The sequence below is a fragment of the Spirosoma endophyticum genome (assembly GCF_900112365.1).
Taxonomy (GTDB): Bacteria; Bacteroidota; Bacteroidia; order Cytophagales; family Spirosomataceae; genus Spirosoma; species Spirosoma endophyticum.
On record NZ_FOLQ01000007.1, the window covers coordinates 72,927 to 96,493 of the forward strand.

16 protein-coding genes are annotated in these 23,567 nt (G+C 48.7%); 7 read left to right on the forward strand and 9 right to left on the reverse strand.

Translation table 11 applies throughout. The features are described 5' to 3' along the window. Positions 1 to 47: 47 nt before the first annotated feature. Both tamL and BM202_RS18690 read right to left on the reverse strand, forming a co-directional pair. Positions 48 to 2,432: a translocation and assembly module lipoprotein TamL gene (tamL, locus tag BM202_RS18685; RefSeq protein ID WP_317039702.1), complete on the reverse strand. Its 2,385-nt coding sequence runs from the start codon at positions 2,430 to 2,432 to the stop codon at positions 48 to 50. A 54-nt stretch (positions 2,433 to 2,486) separates the two neighbouring features. Next, a complete protein-coding gene (locus tag BM202_RS18690; protein ID WP_093828881.1) occupies positions 2,487 to 7,556 on the reverse strand; it encodes a translocation/assembly module TamB domain-containing protein in 5,070 nt (1,689 codons plus the stop codon). Between the two features lie 317 nt (positions 7,557 to 7,873). On the opposite strand from BM202_RS18690, the gene BM202_RS18695 reads away from it, so the two are divergent. From BM202_RS18695 to BM202_RS18710, 4 genes are all read left to right on the forward strand, one after another. Beyond that, entirely contained in the window at positions 7,874 to 8,686 is an 813-nt protein-coding gene (locus BM202_RS18695) for a TerC family protein (protein WP_093828883.1), read from the forward strand. Positions 8,687 to 8,767: 81 nt separating this feature from the next. Beyond that, the gene (locus tag BM202_RS18700) at positions 8,768 to 10,276 is read left to right on the forward strand and encodes an NADH-quinone oxidoreductase subunit N (protein WP_093828885.1); all 1,509 of its coding nucleotides are present in this window, start codon (positions 8,768 to 8,770) and stop codon (positions 10,274 to 10,276) included. Positions 10,277 to 10,365: 89 nt separating this feature from the next. After that, a complete protein-coding gene (locus tag BM202_RS18705; RefSeq protein ID WP_093828887.1) occupies positions 10,366 to 11,361 on the forward strand; it encodes a bifunctional heptose 7-phosphate kinase/heptose 1-phosphate adenyltransferase in 996 nt (331 codons plus the stop codon). Between the two features lie 152 nt (positions 11,362 to 11,513). After that, the gene (locus BM202_RS18710; protein WP_093828889.1) at positions 11,514 to 11,981 is read left to right on the forward strand and encodes a hypothetical protein; all 468 of its coding nucleotides are present in this window, start codon (positions 11,514 to 11,516) and stop codon (positions 11,979 to 11,981) included. Positions 11,982 to 12,065: 84 nt separating this feature from the next. Here BM202_RS18710 and hemE read toward each other — a convergent pair whose 3' ends face one another. After that, positions 12,066 to 13,094, reverse strand: a complete 1,029-nt coding sequence (hemE, locus tag BM202_RS18715; RefSeq protein ID WP_093828891.1) for a uroporphyrinogen decarboxylase — start codon at positions 13,092 to 13,094, stop codon at positions 12,066 to 12,068. A gap of 127 nt (positions 13,095 to 13,221) precedes the next feature. Here hemE and BM202_RS18720 point away from each other — a divergent pair, with 127 nt between their 5' ends. After that, positions 13,222 to 14,316: a glycosyltransferase family 4 protein gene (locus BM202_RS18720; protein WP_093828893.1), complete on the forward strand. Its 1,095-nt coding sequence runs from the start codon at positions 13,222 to 13,224 to the stop codon at positions 14,314 to 14,316. 131 nt (positions 14,317 to 14,447) lie between these two features. Then, complete coding sequence (locus tag BM202_RS18725) at positions 14,448 to 16,280, forward strand: ABC transporter ATP-binding protein (RefSeq protein ID WP_093828895.1); 1,833 nt, start codon at positions 14,448 to 14,450, stop codon at positions 16,278 to 16,280. A 1-nt stretch (position 16,281) separates the two neighbouring features. Here BM202_RS18725 and BM202_RS18730 read toward each other — a convergent pair whose 3' ends face one another. From BM202_RS18730 to BM202_RS18755, 6 genes are all read right to left on the reverse strand, one after another. Next, complete coding sequence (locus tag BM202_RS18730; protein WP_093828897.1) at positions 16,282 to 17,178, reverse strand: SAM hydrolase/SAM-dependent halogenase family protein; 897 nt, start codon at positions 17,176 to 17,178, stop codon at positions 16,282 to 16,284. Between the two features lie 24 nt (positions 17,179 to 17,202). Further along, positions 17,203 to 18,018 carry a class D beta-lactamase gene (blaOXA, locus tag BM202_RS18735; protein WP_093828899.1) on the reverse strand — a complete coding sequence of 272 codons (816 nt, stop codon included), beginning with the start codon at positions 18,016 to 18,018 and terminating at the stop codon, positions 17,203 to 17,205. Between the two features lie 3 nt (positions 18,019 to 18,021). Next, positions 18,022 to 18,816: a bacteriorhodopsin gene (locus tag BM202_RS18740; protein ID WP_093828901.1), complete on the reverse strand. Its 795-nt coding sequence runs from the start codon at positions 18,814 to 18,816 to the stop codon at positions 18,022 to 18,024. A 56-nt stretch (positions 18,817 to 18,872) separates the two neighbouring features. Then, positions 18,873 to 19,520, reverse strand: a complete 648-nt coding sequence (locus BM202_RS18745) for a DUF305 domain-containing protein (RefSeq protein WP_093828903.1) — start codon at positions 19,518 to 19,520, stop codon at positions 18,873 to 18,875. Positions 19,521 to 19,758: 238 nt separating this feature from the next. After that, the gene (murA, locus tag BM202_RS18750) at positions 19,759 to 21,066 is read right to left on the reverse strand and encodes a UDP-N-acetylglucosamine 1-carboxyvinyltransferase (RefSeq protein ID WP_093828905.1); all 1,308 of its coding nucleotides are present in this window, start codon (positions 21,064 to 21,066) and stop codon (positions 19,759 to 19,761) included. A gap of 88 nt (positions 21,067 to 21,154) precedes the next feature. Beyond that, on the reverse strand, positions 21,155 to 21,979 hold the full coding sequence (locus BM202_RS18755) for a DUF4290 domain-containing protein (RefSeq protein WP_394333799.1): 825 nt from the start codon (positions 21,977 to 21,979) through the stop codon (positions 21,155 to 21,157). Positions 21,980 to 22,174: 195 nt separating this feature from the next. On the opposite strand from BM202_RS18755, the gene BM202_RS18760 reads away from it, so the two are divergent. Beyond that, on the forward strand, positions 22,175 to 23,533 hold the full coding sequence (locus tag BM202_RS18760) for an MATE family efflux transporter (RefSeq protein WP_093828909.1): 1,359 nt from the start codon (positions 22,175 to 22,177) through the stop codon (positions 23,531 to 23,533). Positions 23,534 to 23,567 lie beyond the last annotated feature (34 nt).

Sequence of the window (23,567 nt, forward strand, 5' to 3'; positions counted from 1 at the left end):
CAGAGTTTTGATCTTCTTTGTGTTCTCTGTGCCTTTGTGTTTAAAAATCAAAATGGGTAGCCGACTGCAATGTTAAGGATCAGGTTTTGTTTTCGCCAGTCAGTGCTACCGAAGTCAATGAGCTTTGTGACCCATTCACTGCCGTTCGTTTTGTAGGGTTTGCGCAGGGGTGTAGCCAGGTCGAAACGTACCAGGAAATACGATAAATCGATTCGAAGGCCAATGCCGGTTCCGATAGCTATCTGCTTGTAAAAATTAGAGGAAAATGTTTCTACGTCGCCTTCGAAGTTTGGAAGGTTGTAATACGTCCATACGTTACCCGCATCAACAAATACAGCGCCCTCTAGGTATTTCGTGAATTTTGCCCGTATCTCCGTATTCGCTTCCAGTTTAATGTCGCCCCCGCCGTCCTGAAAAGCAGGCAGGTTGCGAAGCGTATCGCGGGTGAATAAGCCTGGCCCAATGGCGCGGGGACGGAATGCCCGGATGCTGTTGCTACCGCCCACAAAATATTGCTTGGTAAACGGTAATTGGTAGCCATTGGAATTGCCATAGGGAAGGCCAAGACCCGCAAAAAAACGGTTTGCCCACGTAACGCTTTTGGTCAACTTACGGTAAAATCGGGCATCGGCATCTACCCGAAAGTATTGCGCATAAGGAACACCAAAAATGCCATTCCTTGGATCAGTTTCTAACGGTTTACGGAAGAACAGGCTTGCTACGTTACCTGCCACTTCGGCATTGGCATTAAACCGAAACGTATTGGGCGAGGTTGAACGGGGCGACGAATTATAGTTAAACGAATATAACGAGCTCAGTATAAGCTGGTCGGAATTAAAAACAGTGGTTATGTATTGTTGCTTAACAATTTGTGAAATGGCTGTATCAGCCAGAATTTCATATACACGATCGCCGACACTATTAAGTGGCACATAAACGTAGTTTGCACTCAAGGGTATAAACGTGTGCTCAACCTGCTGGCTCTGACGCCAGGAATAACCAAACGTTGTTTGGAAGGAATTGATCCGGTATAAACCACCCCGAATGATCGTTTGATAGCCCAGCGTTACGTTGGTTTTGGGAAGCGCCTGCCGCTGATCGTAATTGAAGCGTACGGGACTCACCAGGCGGGGAAAACTTAGGACACCTTCGAGTCCTAAGCGGTAATTTGTTATGCCCTGCGTACCGGCACCTACCTGAAATTCAATCCCGGCGGTACCATTGATGGTCAAGAGTTCGGCGCGCCTGAGCGTGTTTCGATTGCGCCAGCTAAGCGTAAGCTGCGTACCATTGAAGTTGTTAGACCGTGAGGTAAAGTCGGGCTCCAGGCGAATGGATTTCGCCGGATAAGGTGTCAGGTAATAATGCACATCCAATACAGCCGAATCGCCCTGCTGGTCGGGGTCAAAGCGGTTTCGGACAAACTTGAAAGCGCCCACATTAATAAAGCGAGAAAGCGTTAAATCCTGCGCCCGGCTGTTGTAGCGTCTGCCGGGTTGCACCGTCATGATGTCACGGAATAACTTCGGATTGAAAATACGGGTAGAATCAACGATCCTAAAACGCTCATTGGTTTGATAAGCCCGGCGTTTGTTGGTGTCCTGCTGGGCGGTAGACAGATTATAATTTGGGTAGATAAATACGTCGCGGATGGTATACGGTACGGCAGCTGCGTCAGGTACATCGGGCTTGATATACACGAAGAGCGAGGTGCGGTGTTTTACCGAATCATTATTGGCCAGCACACCCAAATAATCAGGTAAAAAGTAATAAAAGCCCCGTTGCTTAATAAACTGACTGATACGTTCCCGCTCTATTTTAATATTATCCAGGCTGTAAGGATCGCCCTTTTTCAGCACTGTTCGTCGGCCCGAAGCGCGTAAGGCTTTCCGAACGTCAGACGAATCGACGATAAAGGCCACCGAGTCGATGCGGTACCGGGGCATAACATCAACCTCATAAACACCCCGTGCTTTGTATCCACTTTCTTTTAACGATCCCGTTGCGTTGGAGCCAAAGTAACCGTCATTCTGAAGGGTCGCTTTCCAGACGGGGATGTTCGACGTAATGGCTTTTGCACTTGCCAGAACGGGTTCTTCGCCAAATTTTTTCCGAAACCAGGCTCGAAAACCATTCTTTTTCGGCTCGCCAAATAAGTAATATAAGCCGACTTTGTAAGGAAAGCCAAAGAGCTGTTTGTTAGGCTTAGGACGGGCTAGTGTGGCTAACTGCTCCTGAATGGCTTCTTTCTCGTTTTCAGTAACGGTTGAATCGGCATTGAGCTTGATGTCCGTTCCCATGTACAGCCGTTCATTAGCAGGCAAGTGTTTGCCAATATTACAACTGTTGAGTAGAACCGCCAGAAGCAAAATGCCAACAGACGTGGGAAATCGGTAAAAGGCACGATAGGGCGATTCAGGTTGTTTTGCCACTAGGACGAACAACCCTATACGACCAATTATGCTTGATAGGTACTTCATAGTAAATTAATTCAGCGAGGGGCCGTTCGATGACCGCCGGAAAATGTCGGTCAGGGTGTTATAGTCTAACGTAATGACGAAGCCAACGCCTGTCTCAATAATATAACCATCCAATACGGCCTGGTAGTCATTTCGCCGGTAAGCCCGTAGCACGTATCGCCCATCGCGCGATACGTTGTAGTTCACGGATATGTTATCGAACACCTGGTTGGGGTTAGCCGTCCCTGTTGTGTTCTCCAGGACAAAGTTTTTTCCGACCGATACGGTTACCCGACCTTCCAGAAAGCTTCGTGAAAGGCCCACATTCAGGTCCGTACGGGCACCCGTACCCCCGCTATTACTGGCGATGTTATTCTCCGATAATAAATTAAAGTCTACGTCAAAGCCTTTTAGAATACCCGAAGCCAGACGGCCCAACTGATCCGATATAAGTTTACTCACGCTACTCCGGGCAATGCCTTCCGCCTGCGAATTCAGACCAGAGTTAGACCCAGAGAAAAAATCAGAGGTGTTTTCGGGTAAGAATCGGCTCAGAATCAGCAACGCGAAAACCTGCTTGTTCATCTGCGACTCATCCTGACGTAGCGTTTTCAGCTTATTCTCGATCTGGGTACCAAATTCGCTCGACGCCGATGCACTGGTGTTATCCTCAACCTCTGGCAAGCGGATGTCAAAGCCCAGTTTCGGAGCGGCCAGGTTATTGCCGATGGTCAGTGCTACGTTGAATGGTAATTTCCGGTTAGCCGCGTTATTCGGCAACGTAGTGGACTCACTACCAATCAGGTCGGCAGGTGATGTTGATACCTGATAAACAGCCGTGATGTTGATGTCGGCCTTGAGCGGATCACCCGAAAAACTGATGTATCCACCCTTCTGAATCTTAAACTGGCGCTTCAGCACCTGATACGTCAGGGAATATTCGCCCTCCGTCACGTCGTAACGACCTAGCACTGTCATCTGCCCGGCTGCATTGATACCCACATTAAGCTGAGCATTGCCCCGCGCTCGCAGATAGTCGCCGTTGAGTTCATCGACAATGATGGTTAACTCCGATTTTTCGTCGGCTTCCAGATCGAGCGAGATGGTTGAATTGCTGAGCTGGTCGAACGCCAGCCGGGTTGTTTTTACGGTATCTGATTTAGGGCGATATATGTATTTCGCCAGTGCCAGCGAATCTTTGTTGTCGATAAACGTAACAATCTTGTTAGCCTCGGCCACATCCGTCGACTGGTCAGGCAGCACCATTGAAATTTTACTGCCCTCTTCGAGCTTGACTTTGCCATTTATGGATGCGTTGGAACCGGCACCCTTAATCCGCAGATCGGCACTGATAGACGCTTGGCCGTAGGCATAGTCATTATCTTTTCGGGCCGCATTCAACACCTCAAAATGGTCGGCCTGAACGCGTAGATTGTAGGCAGCGTTGGGTAGGTTTTTCAGGACAACCGTACCGTCAGTGGTTAAGATTCGATTCTGGCTGTCGCGAAGTTTGAACTTGTCGAACGTAATAGTCTGACCCGAAAAGGCTAATTTCTCCTGATCGATATGGTACGTAGCGTTGAGCTGCTTGATGTTAAACGCTACGGAATCGAACGCTACACTGCCATCCATTACTGGGTTATCGATGGCACCGGCAACGGTAAAGTCGCCCGTGAGTTGGCCTTTCGCCTGTCGAAGCTCCCCAAAGCTGAAGGCTTCGATCGTGCGTGCATCCAGCCGCTTCAGTTTAATGGCCAGATCGAGCGCTTGTTTAGCATTGGATGGATCATAAAACCCCGTGACACTAGCATCATTGTAAGTTCCCACCAGTGCTGTGTTGACACTGATACGTCCGTCACTACCGTTATTGAAACGAGCCGTAAGGTTGCCAATCGGTTTACTCATGACTTGTAAACTATCGACGTAGATCGACCCCGTAAAGGCCAGATTACTAGTGGTACCCATGTAGTCGCGCACAATGATGGTCCCATTGAGCTGACCACTGGCCAATGTGGTGTCCTGATTGGCAAGCCTCGCCAGATTCGCCAGTTCAATGGCGCGGGCGGTAACCCGAATGGGAGCGTTGCCGTAGGGTTCTGTGTTACTTATTTCGAGCGATTGCTGGTCAGTTTCCAGGTGAATTCTATTGATCAATACGCCATCATTGCTATACTGAGCGTAACCGCTGGTATCCGTTTGCCAGCGCTGATAATTTGTTAACAAGCCATTGGGGGCAAACTGAAACCGGTAACTGGAGTCCACAACGCTGAGCGTGCCCGATAATCCATGCAAATCCTGATTGATCGAATCTTTATTGACTACCGCAAACCGGAACTGGTTGTTGTCTGCCGTGCCCGTCAAATCCGTCTCGCGAATGGTGAGTCCTTTATATAATACGCCATTTACGCGCCCATTCACCAGCAACTGATTGTTGGCACCCCGCAACGCCAGGCTGCTTCCCTGTACCGTAATGGTATCATAAACAATAAGGCCGGATTGAAGGGTAGCCGAAAAAGTTGTATCGCGGCTACTGTCCAGATAAGCGTCCATCCTTACCGTATCCAAGCGGGTCAGTGCCGGAACGAACGCTTGAAGTAGTGGATTTTGGTACGCTTTTAACCCCAGCGTAAATGCGTGTGGCGGTGGAATTTTCTTGTATGTCAACGCAGGCAAGGCAATGTACTGGCTGAGTTCCCCCGCCACAATGTCGTAAAGCTGCGTGTACTCAAACTGCCCGTTCAGGCGCAGTTTGGCGCCCGGTAACCGGGCTACTACGTTCTTTGTCAACCCATCGGCTGATAGTTTGGCATACAGCGAATCGACCGGATAATCCTTTCCCTGTAACGTAACGACGGCGTCTCCTGCTGAAATCGTACCGACAGGTTTGGCCGGATCGGTCGAAGCCATATCCAGCACAATTCTACCTTTAAGCGATAGCGGGTCTTTATACAGTTTAAGCTGTTGCAGATTCAACTCATTTATGACCGCTTCGCCCGCAACACTTGGGAAATCGCTTTGTAAACCCGCTTTAATATCCAGCGATAGGTTGGCATTGGGGTCTTTAAGGTTACCCACAAGTGTCAGATTGCCATTCGACAATTTTCCGTTGGCCACGAGGTTCTGGTACGTATAGCCGCTCAAATCCGCTGATTGTATGGCCAGATCAAAGTTGGTTGTCAGTGTTTTAACGTCAATGCCGCGACCATCGACCGTAGCGCGACCGGTTACTTTACCAACGGTGCCCGTTTGCTTTAGCCACTTGCCCGCATCGAACTCATTGAGATTGAGCGTTCCTTTATACGTCTGGTTTTTACCGGCTACGAATCCAGCCAATCGGCCATCGAAACCGGCGGTACCCCATTCCGTATTCAGCTTGGCATCTAAAATAAGATCGTTTAACTGACCATTGATTTTGCCCGTCAGTTTTAGCGAAGGTGGCAGCGCAATCGACGACGGAATTGACCCTTTCGGGGCCAGTTTATTGATGTCAGCTAACGTAGTGGTCGCTTCCTGCACCGTCATATCTATGCCAAGATGATCGGGATCGGTTACGTTGGCCAAACGACCGCTGCCTCTAAGTTTCGTGCCGGATAACATTTCCAGCTCGACGCGCGGCAAATTTAACGCAGCCAACGTACCGGTCGCCTGAGCATTCGCTTTGAAAACACCTCCACGGTTTCCTGCGAAGGGTGGCGTATCGGCCAGAAATGGAGCCAGTTGCAGGACATCCTCTACCGACAACCGACTTTGGCGCAGATTGACCCGAACACCCACCCGTTTTGCAAAACGCGGGTCGCTCAACTGCCCCAGAGAATCGTACCGTAGCACCATCTGGTCCCGAATGAGGGAGGTTGGCGTTTGAATGTAAAGCTTCGTCAGCGTCGTTGTCGTGTCGGTGTACAGGAGATTCCCATCGAGTTGCTGGAGCACAAATCCACTCGTCGCCCGGAAGCGACCTTTGCTAACCTGACCGCTGATACGTTGCCCACGCTTACCTAAATCCTGATAGACAAGAAAACGCCCATCAATGCCCAGATTCTGAAGGTCGAGGTGACTGTAGTCTAATCCCGTTTTCTGTCGGGGTGCCGTTTCGTCTTCATACCGAATGCGGTTATCAGCAAAGCGGACATTGGTAAGTTTGGCTTGCCAGCCCGGTGCCCCGGTCTCTATAGTGGCTGGTGTTGAGGCTGTTGATGTAGTCGTTGTTGCTTTCTTTGCTGGCTTCGTTAAAATCGCGGTTATATCGCCCCCGGTTAACTCAAGCGATTTGATGCCAATTTTTTCGCCATCCAGGTAAAAATAATCGGATTCCATCGCCAGTCGCTCCGCACTGCCTTTTGTTTTGAAATCAGCCGTCTCCACCCGAACGTCCCATTTGGCGTTCCTGACCTGCCATTTCCCTAACCCCAGATCGAGCGTATCACCCGGTTTGCTGGGCGCGCTGGGGGGGGTTGGTAAGCCTTCGTAGAGCCGGGCGTAGGCATCTAACCCGTCCACATCGACACTCGACAGGTGATATTTTGATTTGGCAACATCACTTTCACTGAATGTAGCCTGAAGCTTATTTACGTACGTATTGACGTCTGCCCCCGTCACATCATCTACGTACTTGATCCGAACGTCGGTGAGTGCAATCCCATTCAGATTGATGAGCATCGGAGTAGCCGCTGTGTCAACAGGTGCAGCGGGTCCCGCGGTCGTGAAGGCATCAACCAGGTATTGAAAATTGAACGTAGTGTCAGGTAAAGTGCGGCTGATATTCAGTCGAATATGTTCAAATTCGATCTGGTTTAGGGAAACGCGATTGTTGAGTAACCCCCACATATCGAGGTCTACCCGCATCCGGCCGCCATTAATCAACGTATCGCCCTTGGGTGTCTGGAAAAATACATCTTCCAGTTCGAGCCAATCGGGAATGGAATAACTAATGCGCCCAATATGGAACGGTGACTTTATTTTTCCGGCGAGGTACGAATTTACCTGTTTCGTTACGAATTGCTGACCCCAGGGGGTTGTAGTAACAAGCACTACAAAGCCCACGAGCAGCAGCACGATGGCAAGCAAACCAAGAAGAACACGAACAAGTAGCTTCGACACAATAAATGAATTTTCCGGCTGGGAGGAAACTAATTTAATGTTGCATCGGGGCAACAAGGTTTCCCACCATAAACGCGTATAAGGGTAAATATGTTACTGATTGCCTCCAAAGCTACCAAATGTCCTTAAACATCTCCTATTTATGAACTCGGATTTTGCCTTTGAATAGTGTCTTTCAGGTTTGTATAACAACCCGGTAAAATTTACCACTCACTAGTATTTACGCACCTTTCGTCCGTTTCGTGGCTCTTTCTTAAACAAGTTGTTGCAGACCCGGTCCGAAGCGGGTAATTTTGGCTTCCACTTCAGCTTAACCAATGAGCGATCTCTTTACTGCTGCGTCCATTATCAGCTTACTTACCCTGACATTTCTAGAAATTGTTCTGGGTATTGATAACATCATTTTTATTTCCATTGCCGCCAATAAACTGGCTCGTCAGGATCAGGGCAAAGCCCGAAATATCGGCCTGGCGCTGGCCATGGGTTTCCGATTAGTGCTGCTACTGGGGATTTCATTTGTTATTTCCCTCAGCAAACCATTCACCCACATCGACGCAGGCTGGTTCAAAGCGGCCTTCACAGGCCAGAGCCTGATTCTATTCGCGGGTGGACTGTTTCTGCTCTACAAAGCTACCTCCGAAATTCACCACAAGCTGGAAGGTACTGACCATGAGGAACTGGAAGGTAGCACAAAAGGTAAATCGACCGTTTCGAGCGTAGTGACGCAAATTGCGATTACGAACATCGTTTTCTCGATTGACTCTATCCTGACGGCCATCGGTCTGACCCAGAATGTGACCATCATGATGATTGCCGTAGTGCTATCGATTCTAATCATGATGTTTTTTGCGGGTCCGGTAGGGTCATTTGTCAACGAACACCCCACCATTCAAATGCTGGGCCTGGCGTTCCTGATTATGATCGGGTTCATGCTGGTGGCCGAGGGTGCGCATTTGTCGGAAGTTGTTATTTTCGATCAGGAAGTTGGTACCGTACCTAAAGGCTATCTGTATTTCGCTATCGCGTTCTCGCTGCTGGTCGAATTTCTCAATATCCGTCTCCGCAAGAAACAAACTCCCGTTCACCTGCATGAATACGACGGCCAGCCAGGTGAGGATGGAATGATTTAAATAAAGCCAACAGTCGATAGCCGTCAGTTTAATAGACCATAACTGAGACTGCTGACTGACGACTATCGACTAAAAACTATTTTGTCCCTTACCGATCAATTAAACGACATCATCAATAGCCTTGGCGGCTTCGGGCCGGAGGTCTGGCTGTCGGCATCGTTCTGTGTGCTATTGCTGGCAGAATTGATTATGCTACGTAGCAGTCGGACTCAGGCCCGCCGATTACTGGCTGGTTTGAGCGTTGGCGCGGTAGTGATTGCGGGTATTTGGACTGTTCTGCTGCCAACACGTGGGTACCTGTTCATGCACCTGTTGTTTGTCGATAATCAGGCCATTTTTATTCAGGTACTAATCGCGTTGAGTGCTGTTTTTGTGTTGATCTATGAGTTTTTGACCGTCCAGCGAGAGGAGGAAACTGGATTATCAAGATTACCTCTCGAATGGTATTCTCTACTGGTTGCCATGACATTGGGGCTGTTTCTGATGGCGATGTCAGTAAATATGCTCAGTATCTATCTGAGCATCGAGCTGGTTTCCATTTGCTCCTATCTGTTAACGGCTCTCACGGCTAACCGGAAAGCGTCGGAAGGAGGGATCAAATACCTCCTATTTGGTGCCATCAGTTCGGCCATTATGCTTTACGGCATGTCGCTGCTGTATGGCATGACCGGCACACTCGACATCACGGCCAATTCGTTTGGCGCTGAACTCGCCGGGCAGGATACATCGGTAGTAGCTGTAGCATTGTTGCTGACGATGGCCGGTCTGTTGTTTAAACTCGCTGGCGTACCGTTTCACGTTTGGACGCCCGACGCATACGAAGCCGCACCGGTACCCGTTGCGGCTTTCTTTTCAATTGGACCCAAGGCGGCTGCGATACTGGTTTTGATGCGGGTTGTAACGGCATTACCAGCGGAGTCGCCGTTAGGTGGAGCTACCGCCATGGTCGTGCAAACACCATTGGCCGTCCTGGCGCTGGCGGGCATTTTAATTGGTAATCTGTCGGCGCTACGTCAAACGGATGCGAAGCGACTGCTAGCGTATTCGACTATTGCCCACGCGGGCTTTTTACTAGTAGGCGTCGTGGCGTTAAGCGATGCGGGTTTTCAGGCTGTCCTGTTCTACGTAGGAACGTATCTATTTATCTCGCTAGCCGCTTTTTTTCTGATTGATTTACTGGCTCAAAGCAACGGAAGCGATCTAACAATCAGTCACTTTGCAGGTCTTGGCCCCAAACAGCCTGTATTGTCCATTACCCTGACGGTGGTTATGCTGGCGCTGACAGGACTTCCCCCAACCGTTGGGTTTACGGCCAAGCTCCTCTCATTCTCGGCTCTTTACGAAGCTTATCAACGGAGTGGCGATGCCTGGCTGCTGGCCCTGTTTGTACTCGGTTTGCTGAATGCGCTGATTTCATTAGTCTATTATTTGAAGATTCCCTTTCTCCTGTTCTTTCGGTCGGCGAGTATTACCCAAAAGTCTGTTCCACTTCCCAAAGCTGCCGTTTGGTTGTCGGTTGGGTTAGTAGTTCCAGTGATTGCCCTTTTCCTTAAACCTGACCTGCTGCTAAGATGGCTGACGGGTTGGTAATACAGGCCGTTTACTCGAACGTATCATCTCATTTCGGAAAAAGGCTTCACTTTTCGTTTCTTTGCGCCTTCACTACGTTGTTTTTGCCTATGAGTCCGGTGCTGGATATGAGCCTTGATGAGTTGTTCGATCAGTTTGACAACCTTCGTGTACTGATTATCGGCGACGTAATGCTCGATTCCTACGTGTGGGGGCGGGTTGAGCGCATTTCCCCTGAAGCACCCGTACCGGTGGTTACCGTCGATCGGCGCGAGCTACGGTTGGGTGGAGCGGGGAACGTACTGCTGAACGTACAGGCATTGGGGGCCGAAGCAATTATTTGTTCCGTCATCGGTACCGACGCGCCGGGTGATCAACTCGAACAGGAACTCTGCGACCGGGGGTTGAACTGCGATGGCCTCATTCGCAGTGCTGACCGTATTACGACCATTAAGGAACGTATCATTGCCGGTTCGCAGCAGGTAGTGCGGGTCGATACCGAAACGGATAAATACATTACCGACGACGAGCGGGCGCAGTTAGTCGCCAAAGCCAAAGAACTGATTCCGAACTGTCACGTCGTTATTTTTGAGGATTACGATAAGGGAGTTCTGAGTAAAGAAGCCATTGCCGAAATCACCGATTTTGCCAACGAGCAGAATGTGCCGACCGTCGTTGATCCCAAAAAACGCAATTTTCTGTCCTATCAGAACACGACGCTTTTCAAGCCCAACCTGAAAGAGTTACGGGAGGGGCTGAACGTAGCGTTTGATGTCGAGAATACAACTGAATTAGAAGCTGTTGTCGGTCGGCTAAAACATACCCTGAATTTGAAAGGTGCTCTGATAACGTTATCGGAGCGGGGTGCTTTTATCGACTACAACCATGAAACGCTGAAACTTCCGGCGCACATTCGCAAAATCGCTGATGTATCGGGCGCAGGAGATACCGTCATCAGTATTGCGGCCTGTTGCGTGGCACTACGTCAATCACCAGCCATTATTGCTGGTCTATCGAATCTCGGCGGGGGCTTGGTCTGTGAATCGGTGGGCGTGGTGCCAATCAATAAAGCGCAGTTGAAAGAAGAAGCCAAAGAGAATTTGTGATGTAGCCTGAGTTTGTAATTCATGACTCTGCGTTCTCACTGGGGGATATCAAGTGAGAATAGAGTGTTGTATGCTATGTGTCTATTTTAAAATATCGATTAAGTATACAATAGAAAAGTACTTGAGCGTTAGCGTAGTAAACGCTCAACGACATGAACAAACTAATTCTATTTCTGTCATTTATCGGTCTGGTAAGCTGTCAATCAGATGACCAGCCTTCTGATGTGGCTGCTCGTGCATCCGGCAAATACGTAGTGCAGTATTACGTAGTAAATGGTGATACGCTCTATTCAGTAAAGGGAATTAATAAAATTGACGTCAGTGATTTCTACGTCCAGTTGGATCGTAAGGAACCCGATTCAGTACGCGTCGGAATCTTTTACACAAAAAATGGCTTCAATCCCACCATGGCCTTGAGAGACGTTGGTGTGAGTGAGACGAATGGTAAATTCCAACTGTCTGCCAGGACGGAACCTCTCTCAACCTATGAAGGTAGAATAGATGGGAATACCTTTTATGAGCATACAGAAGGGTCAGCTATTATGGTTTGGCTTACGAATTCGCCACCAGTCCCAACCAGTTCAATAGTAAAAGGAGTCGTTATCTCCGCGCAAAAATAACCGGTAACGGCCTACTTAGGTAATAGGGTCAAACGTAGTAAGTCCATCTGCTGCGTTTGACCCTATTATTTTAAACGTAATTTACTAAATAGATCCCAGTTCTTTTACCGCATCAACAAAACACCGGGCTTTGTCGGGGTTGGTATCAGGATAGATACCGTGGCCGAGATTCGCAATGTAATGCTGGTGGCCAAATCCATCGAACATCTGCTTGACCTCCGCCCGAATCTGGGCGAAATCAGCGTAAAGCACACAAGGGTCAAGATTGCCCTGCAAAACCCGATCGGGAATCAATTGACGTGACTCGTGCGGGTCCATGTTCCAGTCCAGCCCTACGACGTCGCAACTCAACTGTCCAATTTCGTGTCGGGCGAAGAACGCTCCTTTTGCAAAAACCGTAACTGGAGCATCTGTGATTAGATCGCAGATCTGTTTGATGTAGGGGAGCGAAAATGTTCGGTATTGTTCCGGTGATAGAATGCCAGCCCAGGAATCGAAAATCTGTACCAAGTCGGCTCCGGCACGTACCTGCGCCTGTAGATACGCAATTGTGCTGTCGGTAATTTGCTGAAGCAATGCGTGGGCAAAATCGGGGTCTGTATAGAGCAGCTTTTTGGCAACCGAGAAGGTTTTGGAGCCGTGGCCCTCGGTCATGTAACAGAAGATAGTGAACGGTGCACCGGCAAACCCAATAAGGGGCACCCGGCCGTTCAGCTCTTTTTTTGTCAGTTTTATTGCATCCAGTACGTAACCCAGATCACTTTCGGCATCGGCAACGCGCAAATGACTTAGGTCATTCATGTTGCGGACGGTTTTCGGGAAAAGTGGCCCTTTACTTTCTATCATTTCATAGGGCAGCCCCATTGCTTCAGGTACAACCAGGATGTCGGAGAAAATTATAGCGGCATCTACATCGAACGCATCCACGGGCTGAATCGTCACTTCAGCGGCCAATTCAGGGGTTTTGGCTAACGTAATGAAACTTCCGGCCCGCTCCCGAACCACTCGATATTGGGGTAGCACACGGCCTGCCTGGCGCATCATCCATACCGGCACTCGTTCGGTCAACTCGCCACGCGCGGTGCGGAGCAATAAGTCATTTTGTAAAATCATGCCGCAAATATCCGAACTAAGACGATGCTGAAAGACTCTTGTTCGGGAATATTATGTGCGATGGCAAGAATAATTAGCTACGTGTATTTCCTAAGATTTCCCATTTTTGCCAAAATTAGAAAAACAAATGCCCTCTCTCTTTATCGATGCCGAACGTCTGCGTGACCTGAATAGTGGTTTAGGCCAGGTTTGTCTGCACCTCAGCCGCGAACTTGTTCGGCAATGCCCTCCCGACTGGAACCTGACATTTCTTGTGCCAAAAGGCATAAGTGGTGCTTTTGGTGACAAAGCGAAATACATTGAAGCGTCGTGGCTGAAAAAACTTTCGATTTCTGGAAAATATGACGTCTGGCACTGTCTGCATCAGGATTCTGACTACCTGCCCAGTCAGTCTGGAAGTAAGCCCGCCAAGTTGATGCTGACGATTTATGACCTTAATTTCCTGGAACGCGCTGATTACTCAACAGCGAAAAAAGGACGAAAACTGGGCAAGCTCCAGCGCAAGATTAATCGGGCATCTCTGCTGACGGCTGGGTCGGCCTATACCGCTTCGGTAGTTAGAGAACACCTGCATGTTGCCGATGCATTGCCATTGAAAGTAGTTTACACAGGCGTAGCTGTTAGCGAGCAGAACCTGCCAACGGATACGCCCCAACCCGCCTTCCTGGACAGCAGTGATAGTCCCTATTTCTTATTCGTTGGGGTTATTCATCCCAAAAAGAATGTTCACACACTACTACCATTGCTCGAGGCATTCCCGGATTATCGCCTGGTGCTGGCTGGTCCAGATCGCCATCCTTACGCACAGCATATCCGTGAACAAGCCCAGAAACTCGGCGTAGAAGACCGGCTGATTATGCCGGGGTCAGTGGAAGAGATGACTAAATTGTGGCTCTACGCCCATTGTGAGGCTTTTCTGTTTCCATCTCTATCTGAAGGGTTTGGGCTGCCCGTTGCCGAAGCTATGACGTTTGGCAAACCAGTTTTCATTTCGAAATTAACGAGCCTGCCCGAAGTTGGTGGGAAGGAAGCGTATTATTTTGAGAATTTCCAACCGGAAAGTATGGCTAAAATTCTCCATGATGGACTGAATGACTTTGGCCAGAATTCGCTACGTGAAGACCGATTGCGTAAGCGAGCCGCTGGTTTCAGCTGGCCAAGTGTAGCTGGAGAATACTGGCAATTGTACAAGGAACTGGCAGCAGGACAGATTGGTCGGTGAGTGTCTGAACCGGGATTTGTGTGATTTTCTTGACCGATTGTGATTTTGCTTTCAGCGAAAGCTAGCTAATAAAATCATAGTCAGTCAAGAAAATCATATAAATCCTGGTTCAGATTACCTTTGCACCACTAATGAAAACTTACCTTCGTTTACTCTCGTTTGCAAAACCGCTGGGGCGCTTCCTGACACCATTCGTACTGACGTCGCTGGTGGCTAGTGTGTTTGGTGTATTGAACTTTACGTTGCTCATTCCGCTGCTCAGTATCCTATTCGACAAGGTGGATACAAAAGAAATGCAATCGTTTCTGAGCCAATCTGCCCCATCCCTCACTACGTCGCCAACAGGCTTTTTTCGGTACTACTTCGCTCACGTATTTCAACAGTATGGTAAAGTGGGTGCGCTTCAGTTCGTCTGTATCGTGATCGTAATTTCTGTATTGCTGAATAATTTATTCAAATATTTATCAGTCAGGCAATTAGAATCGTTTAAAGCGCGAATGGTGGCGAAACTGCGCGAAGCCGTATTTAGCCGGACGCTGAATCTGCATCTCGGTTTTTTCTCGAACGAGCGTAAGGGCAACCTTATTTCCCGCATCACCACCGATGTTCAGGAGGTCGAAAATTCAATTGCCAATACGCTGTCGGCCGCATCGAAAGAGGTTTTTTTGCTGGTGGGCTATGTCACTGCCCTTTTGAGTATTTCGGTCAAACTGACGCTATTTGCCATCATTGTCATTCCAATTTCGGGCGGTTTTATTGCGACGCTCGTTCGGCGGATGAAGCGGGATGCGCAGGAAGGGCAGAGACGGCTAAGTAGTCTGGTGAGCTTGCTGGATGAAACGTTCGGTGGCATGCGTGTCGTGAAAGGCTTTGTCGCCGAAGGGTTTATTCTGGACAAATTCCGGAACGAAAATGATGGCTACCGAAATGCGATACGTTCCCTGGCGAACCGGCGCGAACTGGCATCGCCGTTTTCGGAGGTCATGGGCGTAGCAGTAGTCGCCGGAATTCTATTCTACGGCGGTTCACTGGTTTTGAGCGGCCAATCAGACCTGACAGCGGCCGAATTCATTTCGTATATCGCTATTTTCTCTCAAGTGACGCGCCCGGCCAAGGATATATCGAACGCCTTCAGCGGGTCACAGCGTGGACTTACGTCTGGGGAACGGGTACTTGAACTGATCGATACACAACCGGCTATTCAGGATAAACCCAATGCTGTGACGCTGGATACCTTCCGCGATCGGATTTCGGTACAGAACGTATCATTTGCCTACAACACCGACACGCCTGTTCTTCGTGACATAAGTTTCGATCTGCCGAAGGGAAAAACGATTGCGTTGGTAGGCTCATCGGGCGGAGGAAAGTCAACCATTGCCGATCTGATTCCACGTTTCTATGATCCTACGTCTGGTACGATTTTGATTGATGGCGTAGACATGCGTGATTGCACTGTAGCGTCCTTGCGGGAGCAGATGGGCATCGTCACGCAGGAGAGTATCTTGTTCAACGATACTATTTTCAACAACATCGCTTTCGGGAGTACGGCTACGGAAGCCGAAATTATGGACGCTGCCCGAATTGCGAATGCGCATACCTTCATTATGGAGCAGCCCGACGGTTACCAAACCATGATTGGCGACCGGGGGGGGAAATTATCGGGAGGACAACGACAACGTATCAGTATTGCCCGCGCAATCCTGAAAAATCCACCCATCCTGATCCTGGACGAAGCAACGTCGGCACTGGATACCGAATCCGAGAAGCTGGTGCAGGAAGCACTTACGCGCCTGATGACCAATCGCACAACACTTGTGATCGCCCACCGGCTGAGTACAATTCAACACGCCGACGAGATTCTGGTGGTGAATCAGGGACGTATCGTCGAGCGTGGCCGTCACGATGAATTGTTGATGCTGGACGAAGGATTCTATCGAAAATTAAGTACGATGCAAAGCGTTTGATTCACTTGCTCACCTTAATCGTCCAGTCAGCTCCACTGAAGACTTTGTATTTATCCGAAAAATTGCCCTGATTAACAGCAATTGAAAAATTCAGCAGACTGTTAATGTAGGCGACGTCGGTACCGATGGGTACCTCCCCGAACGTATTAACCAGTTGCACTAGCTTATCGTACAGGATTTTGTCTTTCTGGAAAATCTGGACACGTAGTTTCGCTCCGGGTGTAACACCAAGCTGGTCAATCATCGCTTTGGAAATATTGCTCCAAACATTGCCGTACTGAACATCAAGAACTGGGATATTGCCCTGAACGATGCCGTTTGCATAAGCTGCTTTCTGATACGACAACCGAACTACTTCATTTGGGAGCGTTGGCCCCACCTGCTCAAACGTAATGGTACGTGACGCCAGCCGGGCGGCCGTATACGCATACACATCCCGACCGTGAAACGTATACGACGCATTCGAGTTTTTTAGTCGATTAATGTCTTCATCAATCTGTCTTATTTCCTGGATGCCAAGATGTTCGGCTACCAACGTCAGCGTGCCGTTATCGGGTGTTACGATGTAATGTCCAGAGTTCGTTAGCATAACCACCGAATGCCGCTCTGTGCCAACACCCGGATCGCAAACGGAGACAAATACAGTTCCTTTTGGGTAATAGGGCACTGTCTGGTGAAGTCGGTAAGCGGCTTCCCAAATGTCATAAGCCGGAATTTCATGTGTGAGGTCAAACAGTTTCAGTTCCGACGATACACCGAGCGCCACACCTTTCATGGCCGAAACGGCACCATCTTTCAGCCCGAAATCAGATTGAAAAACGACAAGGCCATTTTGGGCGAAAGCAAGTTGTTTGACAAAGAGAACAAGCAGTACCGCTACGTTGTAAATAATACGCATAGCAACAAGGTTTGAGTGGTGGGACTAAGGCAGAATGGTTAGCGCTGCCAGAATTTTCTCGGTAATCCGGCGACGGCTTGGAGCAAAATTATCGGGTACGGGTACGGAATGCTCGAGGTTAGTGGCGAAAAAATAAACGTCGTCGCCTTTCTCAACGTAGCCGACGAACCAGCCAATGTTGGGACTATCAACTGTTGCGCCGTCGATGGTTGTCGCCCAACCCGTTTTTCCATACAGTTTATAAGCAGGCTTTTCGTCAAGCAGCATGATTTTTTTGAGCACTGCCCGGCTATGTGCCGAGAAAGGGACGTTACCTGAATAAATCCGCCGAAGAAAATCAACTTCCTCCATCTGCGAAATGCGCGATTTGCCCGTCAGCCAGAAATTATCCAGGTTTTCGGCATGGATATCCATATGGCCGTAGTTCGCTTTTTTGACAAAAGATTGCATGCGCTCAAGGCCAATTTTGCGGGCTAATTCCTGATAGCAGGGTACGCATGACACCTGAAATGCCGATTGTAACGTATTATCGCGATTCCATTCTTCCCGTGCGTGCTTAACACCGTTCCATTTCATCGGTGAATTTTCGTCCTGAAGTATACCTGTTTCCAATCCTATCAATGTATTGGCAATCTTGAACGTTGACGCAGGCAGGAACGATTGTTGACAACGGGTGAAGCGGTAAGCCGTATAGGCGTCTTTTTTTAGATCATACAGCAGGAACGAACCCGACATTTTTTCATCCTCAAAAAAACGACCAAAATCCGGGCGGTTGGTGACGGCTGGTATATGATAAGCTGACAACAGGCCTAAGATAGCCAGTAAATAAACCCCTTTCATACGCTATTGCTCCAGTGGTTTCAGACGTCTAAAATATATTAAAAGTCCTATCCCGATGCAGGTGACGAGGTCGCCGATGGTGTACATACTATGAATCCAGTTAAAATCAATGTCAACGACTGTCAGTAAATAGCCAAGTAAATAAACGCTCCAGAACGTAGCGATTATGAGCGCCATTTGTTGATAAGTACGTTGTTGATTGGGTGAAATCTGGTCGCCAAACTGTTTCCAGAGACGATATAATGTGAGTAAAATCACTATGTAGCCCAGTGCTGAAATGGCTCCCCAAATCAACTTTGGCCCTGGAAGAATTTCGTTGTCAAACGAAAGTTGCTGATGACCGATGTAGCCAGTCAAAACCATGAAAAAACTAGCTGCCAGCAGCATAACAAGCTGGCGCTTAATCACAATTAGCTCGGCCTTGAGTACAGAAACTATCTGAATTAGTAACAGTGGTGTTGTAATGGCCCAGGCCATATATCGGTATTGGCCAATGGCATTATATGATTCGCGAATGAGCGTTTGTCGGTCGTTGATGTCCGTCACGGTAGCCAACTCAGCCAGCATGTTGTGGTAATAGGATTGGATAACGTAGTAGGAAGCTCCTGCTACGACTGCAATAACTGCCGTCAACGCGTGTATGACACGGTATTCTGAAGAGATAGCTGACTGTGTAGACAGCGTAAAAATAAAATTTCCTATAAACGCAAACATGGTCACGACTAAGAAAAAGTACGTGACCATGGGCAAAAGGCCAACGACGCCCGCCGTTGGAATGAATGAGTTAGTTACTTCCATGAATGTAATAATGGTCGGCTTGAAGATACAGCCATTACAGCATTCATAATAACTTTTTATTTAGGCTGCTGCGCCTTAATCGAATTAATTTGCTGTTTCGACTTGTCAATTAATTGCTGAGCATACGTTTTCAACGTAGCGTTATTGCCATATTGCAGGTAGGTTGTGGCCATATCGATGGCATCCTGACGCTGATCGAGCATGAGAACTGAAAAGTTCTTATCCAGATTGTTCGTTAGTTTATCGCTGGAGCCAGTTTGTTGCAGTTTCAAACTCATCGCTTCAATATTGCGACTTTGTTGCTGCGTAAAGGCCTGGTTAGGACGAGTCGGTTTTAATTGACGCATTGTCCCATCAAGTAACGTAATGTCGGCTGTGGTGCCAGGTAGCAACGACTTTGCCATTTGTGTCAAGGCTGTATCTTTCCCATTCTGGATTTCCTGGTTCAATAGATTCTGCGTTCCCTGCGCATGAATTTTAGCCTGAAAGGCATAATCAAAGTCGGGATCGCCTGTCGCAGACAATTTCTTAAGTTGCGTAATTGTCTGCTGTAAAGGAGAAAGGAGTGTTGTTTTGGCTGGGTCACCGCTAGCCGTACTGGCGGTAGCTCCGCTGGTTGTCGCTTGAGCGCAGGCTGCTAACGAGCCTCCAGCCATCATGAGAGCCAGTGACCAGATTGATACGTTGGATTTTAGCGTTTTCATTGTTTCTATTAATTTATAAAGTCTTGACGTCGGTAAGTTAATTGGGTTACATACTAAAGACAAAAATTAATAGAGAAGGTTTAGTGAAGGCCGTTTAAGACAAATCAAAGCAAGCTAAAATTTGGTATTTTCTAATCGTTATTCAAGTCATTGGGACTGAGTATACTTAGAAGTCATCTAACTAAAACAGGTAGCAAAAATTGCTACCTGTTTTAGTTAGATGAGAAAATTTAAATGGTTACAACCGTATAATCTCGGCGCCAATGGCGTTTAGGCGCGTGTCGATGTGTTGGTAACCGCGATCAATCTGTTCGATACTATCAATGATGCTGGTTCCTTTGGCCGACATGGCGGCAATAAGTAAGGCTACCCCCGCCCGAATATCAGGCGACGACATGCGAATACCCTTAAGCGGAATTTGCCGGTTTAGGCCCACAACCGTAGCGCGGTGTGGGTCGCAAAGGATAATTTGAGCGCCCATATCTATCAGCTTATCCACAAAAAACAGCCGGCTTTCGAACATTTTCTGGTGAATGAGTAACGTTCCCTGTGCCTGTACGGCTGTTACGAGAACAATGCTTAACAAGTCAGGGGTGAAACCGGGCCAGGGTGCATCGGCAACGGTCATCATGCCGCCATCCAGGAAACTTTCAATTTGGTAGTGATCCTGAGCGGGAATGAAAATGTCATCGCCCCGAAACTCCATCTGGATACCAAGTCTTTTGAACTGATCGGGAATAATGCCCAATTGCGGGATCTGGCAGTTTTTGATCGTAATTTCTGACTGAGTCATGGCGGCCATACCAATGAACGAACCAATTTCGATCATGTCAGGCAGCATCGTATGTTCGGTACCCTGCAGTTCCGAAACGCCCTCAATTGTCAGCAGGTTAGAGCTAACGCCCGAAATCTTCGCGCCCATTGAATTGAGCATTTTGCACAGTTGCTGAAGATAGGGCTCGCAGGCAGCATTGTAAATCGTGGTAATACCTTCGGCCATCACAGCGGCCATCAATACGTTGGCGGTACCCGTTACCGACGCTTCGTCGAGGAGCATATAGGTGCCCCGCAGATTGCTGGCGTCCACCTGATAATAGCCGCCATCATTGGCATCGTAGTTGAACCGGGCACCCAGTTTCTCAAATCCCAGAAAGTGGGTATCCAGCCGTCGGCGGCCAATTTTGTCGCCACCTGGCCGGGGGATACGTCCCTTTTTGAAACGGGCCAGCATCGGGCCGAGCAGCATTACGGAACCACGTAGCGCGGCTGCTTTCCGCTTATACGTATCACTTTCCAGGTAGTCAAGATTAACGTCGCTGGCCTGGAAACGGTACGAGCTTTCACCGATTTTTGTAACCCAGACACCCAAATCTCCCAGTAAGTCAATCAATTGGTTGACATCACGAATGTTTGGGATATTATGAATCGTGACAGGTTCTTTGGTCAATAATACGGCGCAGAGAATTTGTAACGCTTCGTTTTTCGCTCCCTGCGGAACGAGTTCGCCATTGAGTCTGCGTCCGCCTGTAATTTGAAAGGATGCCATTCTTGGAATTATAAATGATGAATTATAAATGATGAATAATGCTGATACCTTTTTATCATTTATAATTCATCATTTATAATTAAGAAAACTACCGCCGACGACGATCGTTGTTGTTGCGATTCGGTCCGTCGTTCCGGTCGCGATTATTGCCGCGTGACCCGTCTGACCCGTCACCACGGTTCCGATTGTTGAAGTTACGTGGCGCGCCGGGTCCGCCACCATCGCGGTCGTTCCGATTGTTTGGGCGATTTGGTGCACCCGGTCCATTATTCCGATTATTAAAATTGCGTGGCGCTCCGGGCCCACCATCGCGGTCGTTGCGGTTGTTCGGTCGTCCCTGGTTCGAACCACCATCACGATCGTTCCGGTTGCGCTGGTTGCCTTCGCGATAATTATTGCCAACCCGTTGCGGTTGATCGCCGGTACGTTCACGGGGTGTTGCTTCAACCAGGCCCTGTTCCCGAATGAGTTTAATATCGTCGTAGAGTTTTCCGTTCGACAGTTCAATCAGGCTTTGGTAAATGGTCTCATCTTCAACGGACTCTTTGTTCCATGCCTGGTAAAACGTGCGCATTAGGCGTGTCAGGTATGAAACAAACGCCCGTCGTTCGTCGGGCTCTTCCAGTGCAATGGCTTTAGCTACCAATAAATCCACGTTTCGCCCGAAATGCTTAAATTTCAGGTTATGCGTATTATAGGGAACTCGCTGGGGTTTTTTGCCCAGAGCTTCTTCTGATGGCGGGGGGTAGGGGCTATCTACATCCAACGTAAAACCAGACATGATATACAGGTCGTCCCACAATTTATTGTAGTAGTCCTGCCCATCCTTCATGTTAGGGTGAATCTGCCGCATCAGCTCAATCAGGATATGCGCATAACGGGTGCGCTTTTCCCGATCTTCGATGTTGACCATGTTGTCAACTAACTTTTGGATACTACTGCCGTATTCTTTCAATGGCCTTGACGGATTCGTTATAAAGAGAACAAAAGTACAAAGAAAGGGGCGAAGGGCAAGGGGTACGTAGCACGGGGTTTGGGGCGTAGGGTAGTAGGTGAAAGAGGCAAGTGAGCAAGAACCGTTATCTTTGTTGCCCGTACCCTCCTCCCCATGTCTCACACCCGTCGCCCGTTACTCCTTACTGAACTTATCGATACACTTCGATTGAGCGTTCCCATAATTATTGCTCAACTGGGAGTCGTTTTAATGGGTGTAACAGACAACCTGTTTGTTGGGCGCTTGTTGGGTGCTGTGCCGCTCGGTGCCGCTGGATTAGCTAATTCATTTTCGTTCTTGATGTCCTGTGTTGGCGTTGGAGCCCTGCCGGTGGTGGCCGCTTTGGTTTCAAAAGCAAATAGTCAAAATGATCCGGCTACAATCAACCGACTGTTTCGGGCCGGTCTGCGCGTTGCTCTATTGCTTAGCATTGTATTGGGTGCTTTGTCGGCACTGCTGGCTTACAATTTTAGTCTGTTCGGACAAACCCCGCAAATTACGCTGCTAGCCCGCGACTTTATGTTGATCTTGAGTGTATCACTTTTGCCGTTGCTGGTTTTCGTGGCCGCTCGTCAACTTTGCGACGGCCTTCGTTATCCGCGCGTTGCGATGACGATTACACTCTCAGCTCTGCTCATCAATGCTTTGTTTAACTACATACTGATTAAAGGTGCAGGGCCATTTCCGGCTCTTGGGTTGATGGGGTCGGCTTGTGCTACGTTATTATCGCGAACTTTTATGGCGGGTGCCATGCTGGCTTATATTTACCGGGCTCCGCGTTTCAAAGCTTTTTTACGCACTGAGTTTAATTCGCTGCCGTCAGCCCAGGACGCCTGGTTAATTATGCGGCTTGGTGTCCCCGGTGGGCTAACGTTTTTCTTTGAAGTTGCTACGTTCTCATTAGCCGTTGTGATCGTCGGCTGGCTGGGTGAAGCTCAGCTGGCGGCTCACCAAATCGCGATCAATATGGCCTCTGTTACTTACATGATGGCAACGGGAATTTCGTCGGCTGCGGCCATTCGGGTTAGCGCGGCCGTTGGGCGGGGAAGCCGGGAAGGCGTCTGGCGGGCAGGTATGGCTGCTTTTGCTCTATCTGTAGGTTTTATGAGTATCGCTGCCCTGATTTTTCTGACCGCAAACAACTGGTTGGTCTTGCTTTATATACGCGATAATCCCGCTGTAATCGCCATTGCTTCTTCGCTGGTTATTATGGCGGGAATTTTTCAACTATCCGACGGGGTACAAGTAGTAGCTCTGGGTGGACTTCGGGGCTTATCGGACGTAAATGTACCGACGCTCATTACGTTATTTTCCTATTGGGTTGTTGCCTTACCGTTAAGCTACGTACTGGCGTTCCCGTTTAAGATGGATGCGATTGGCGTATGGGTTGGCTTATTGGCAGGCCTAAGTATAGCGGCTATTCTCTTGACATGGCGATTCTTTCGGCGGGTCAAGCACATTAATCTTGCCTGATGCCAGGTATCAAAACGACGATCACTCTAGTTTT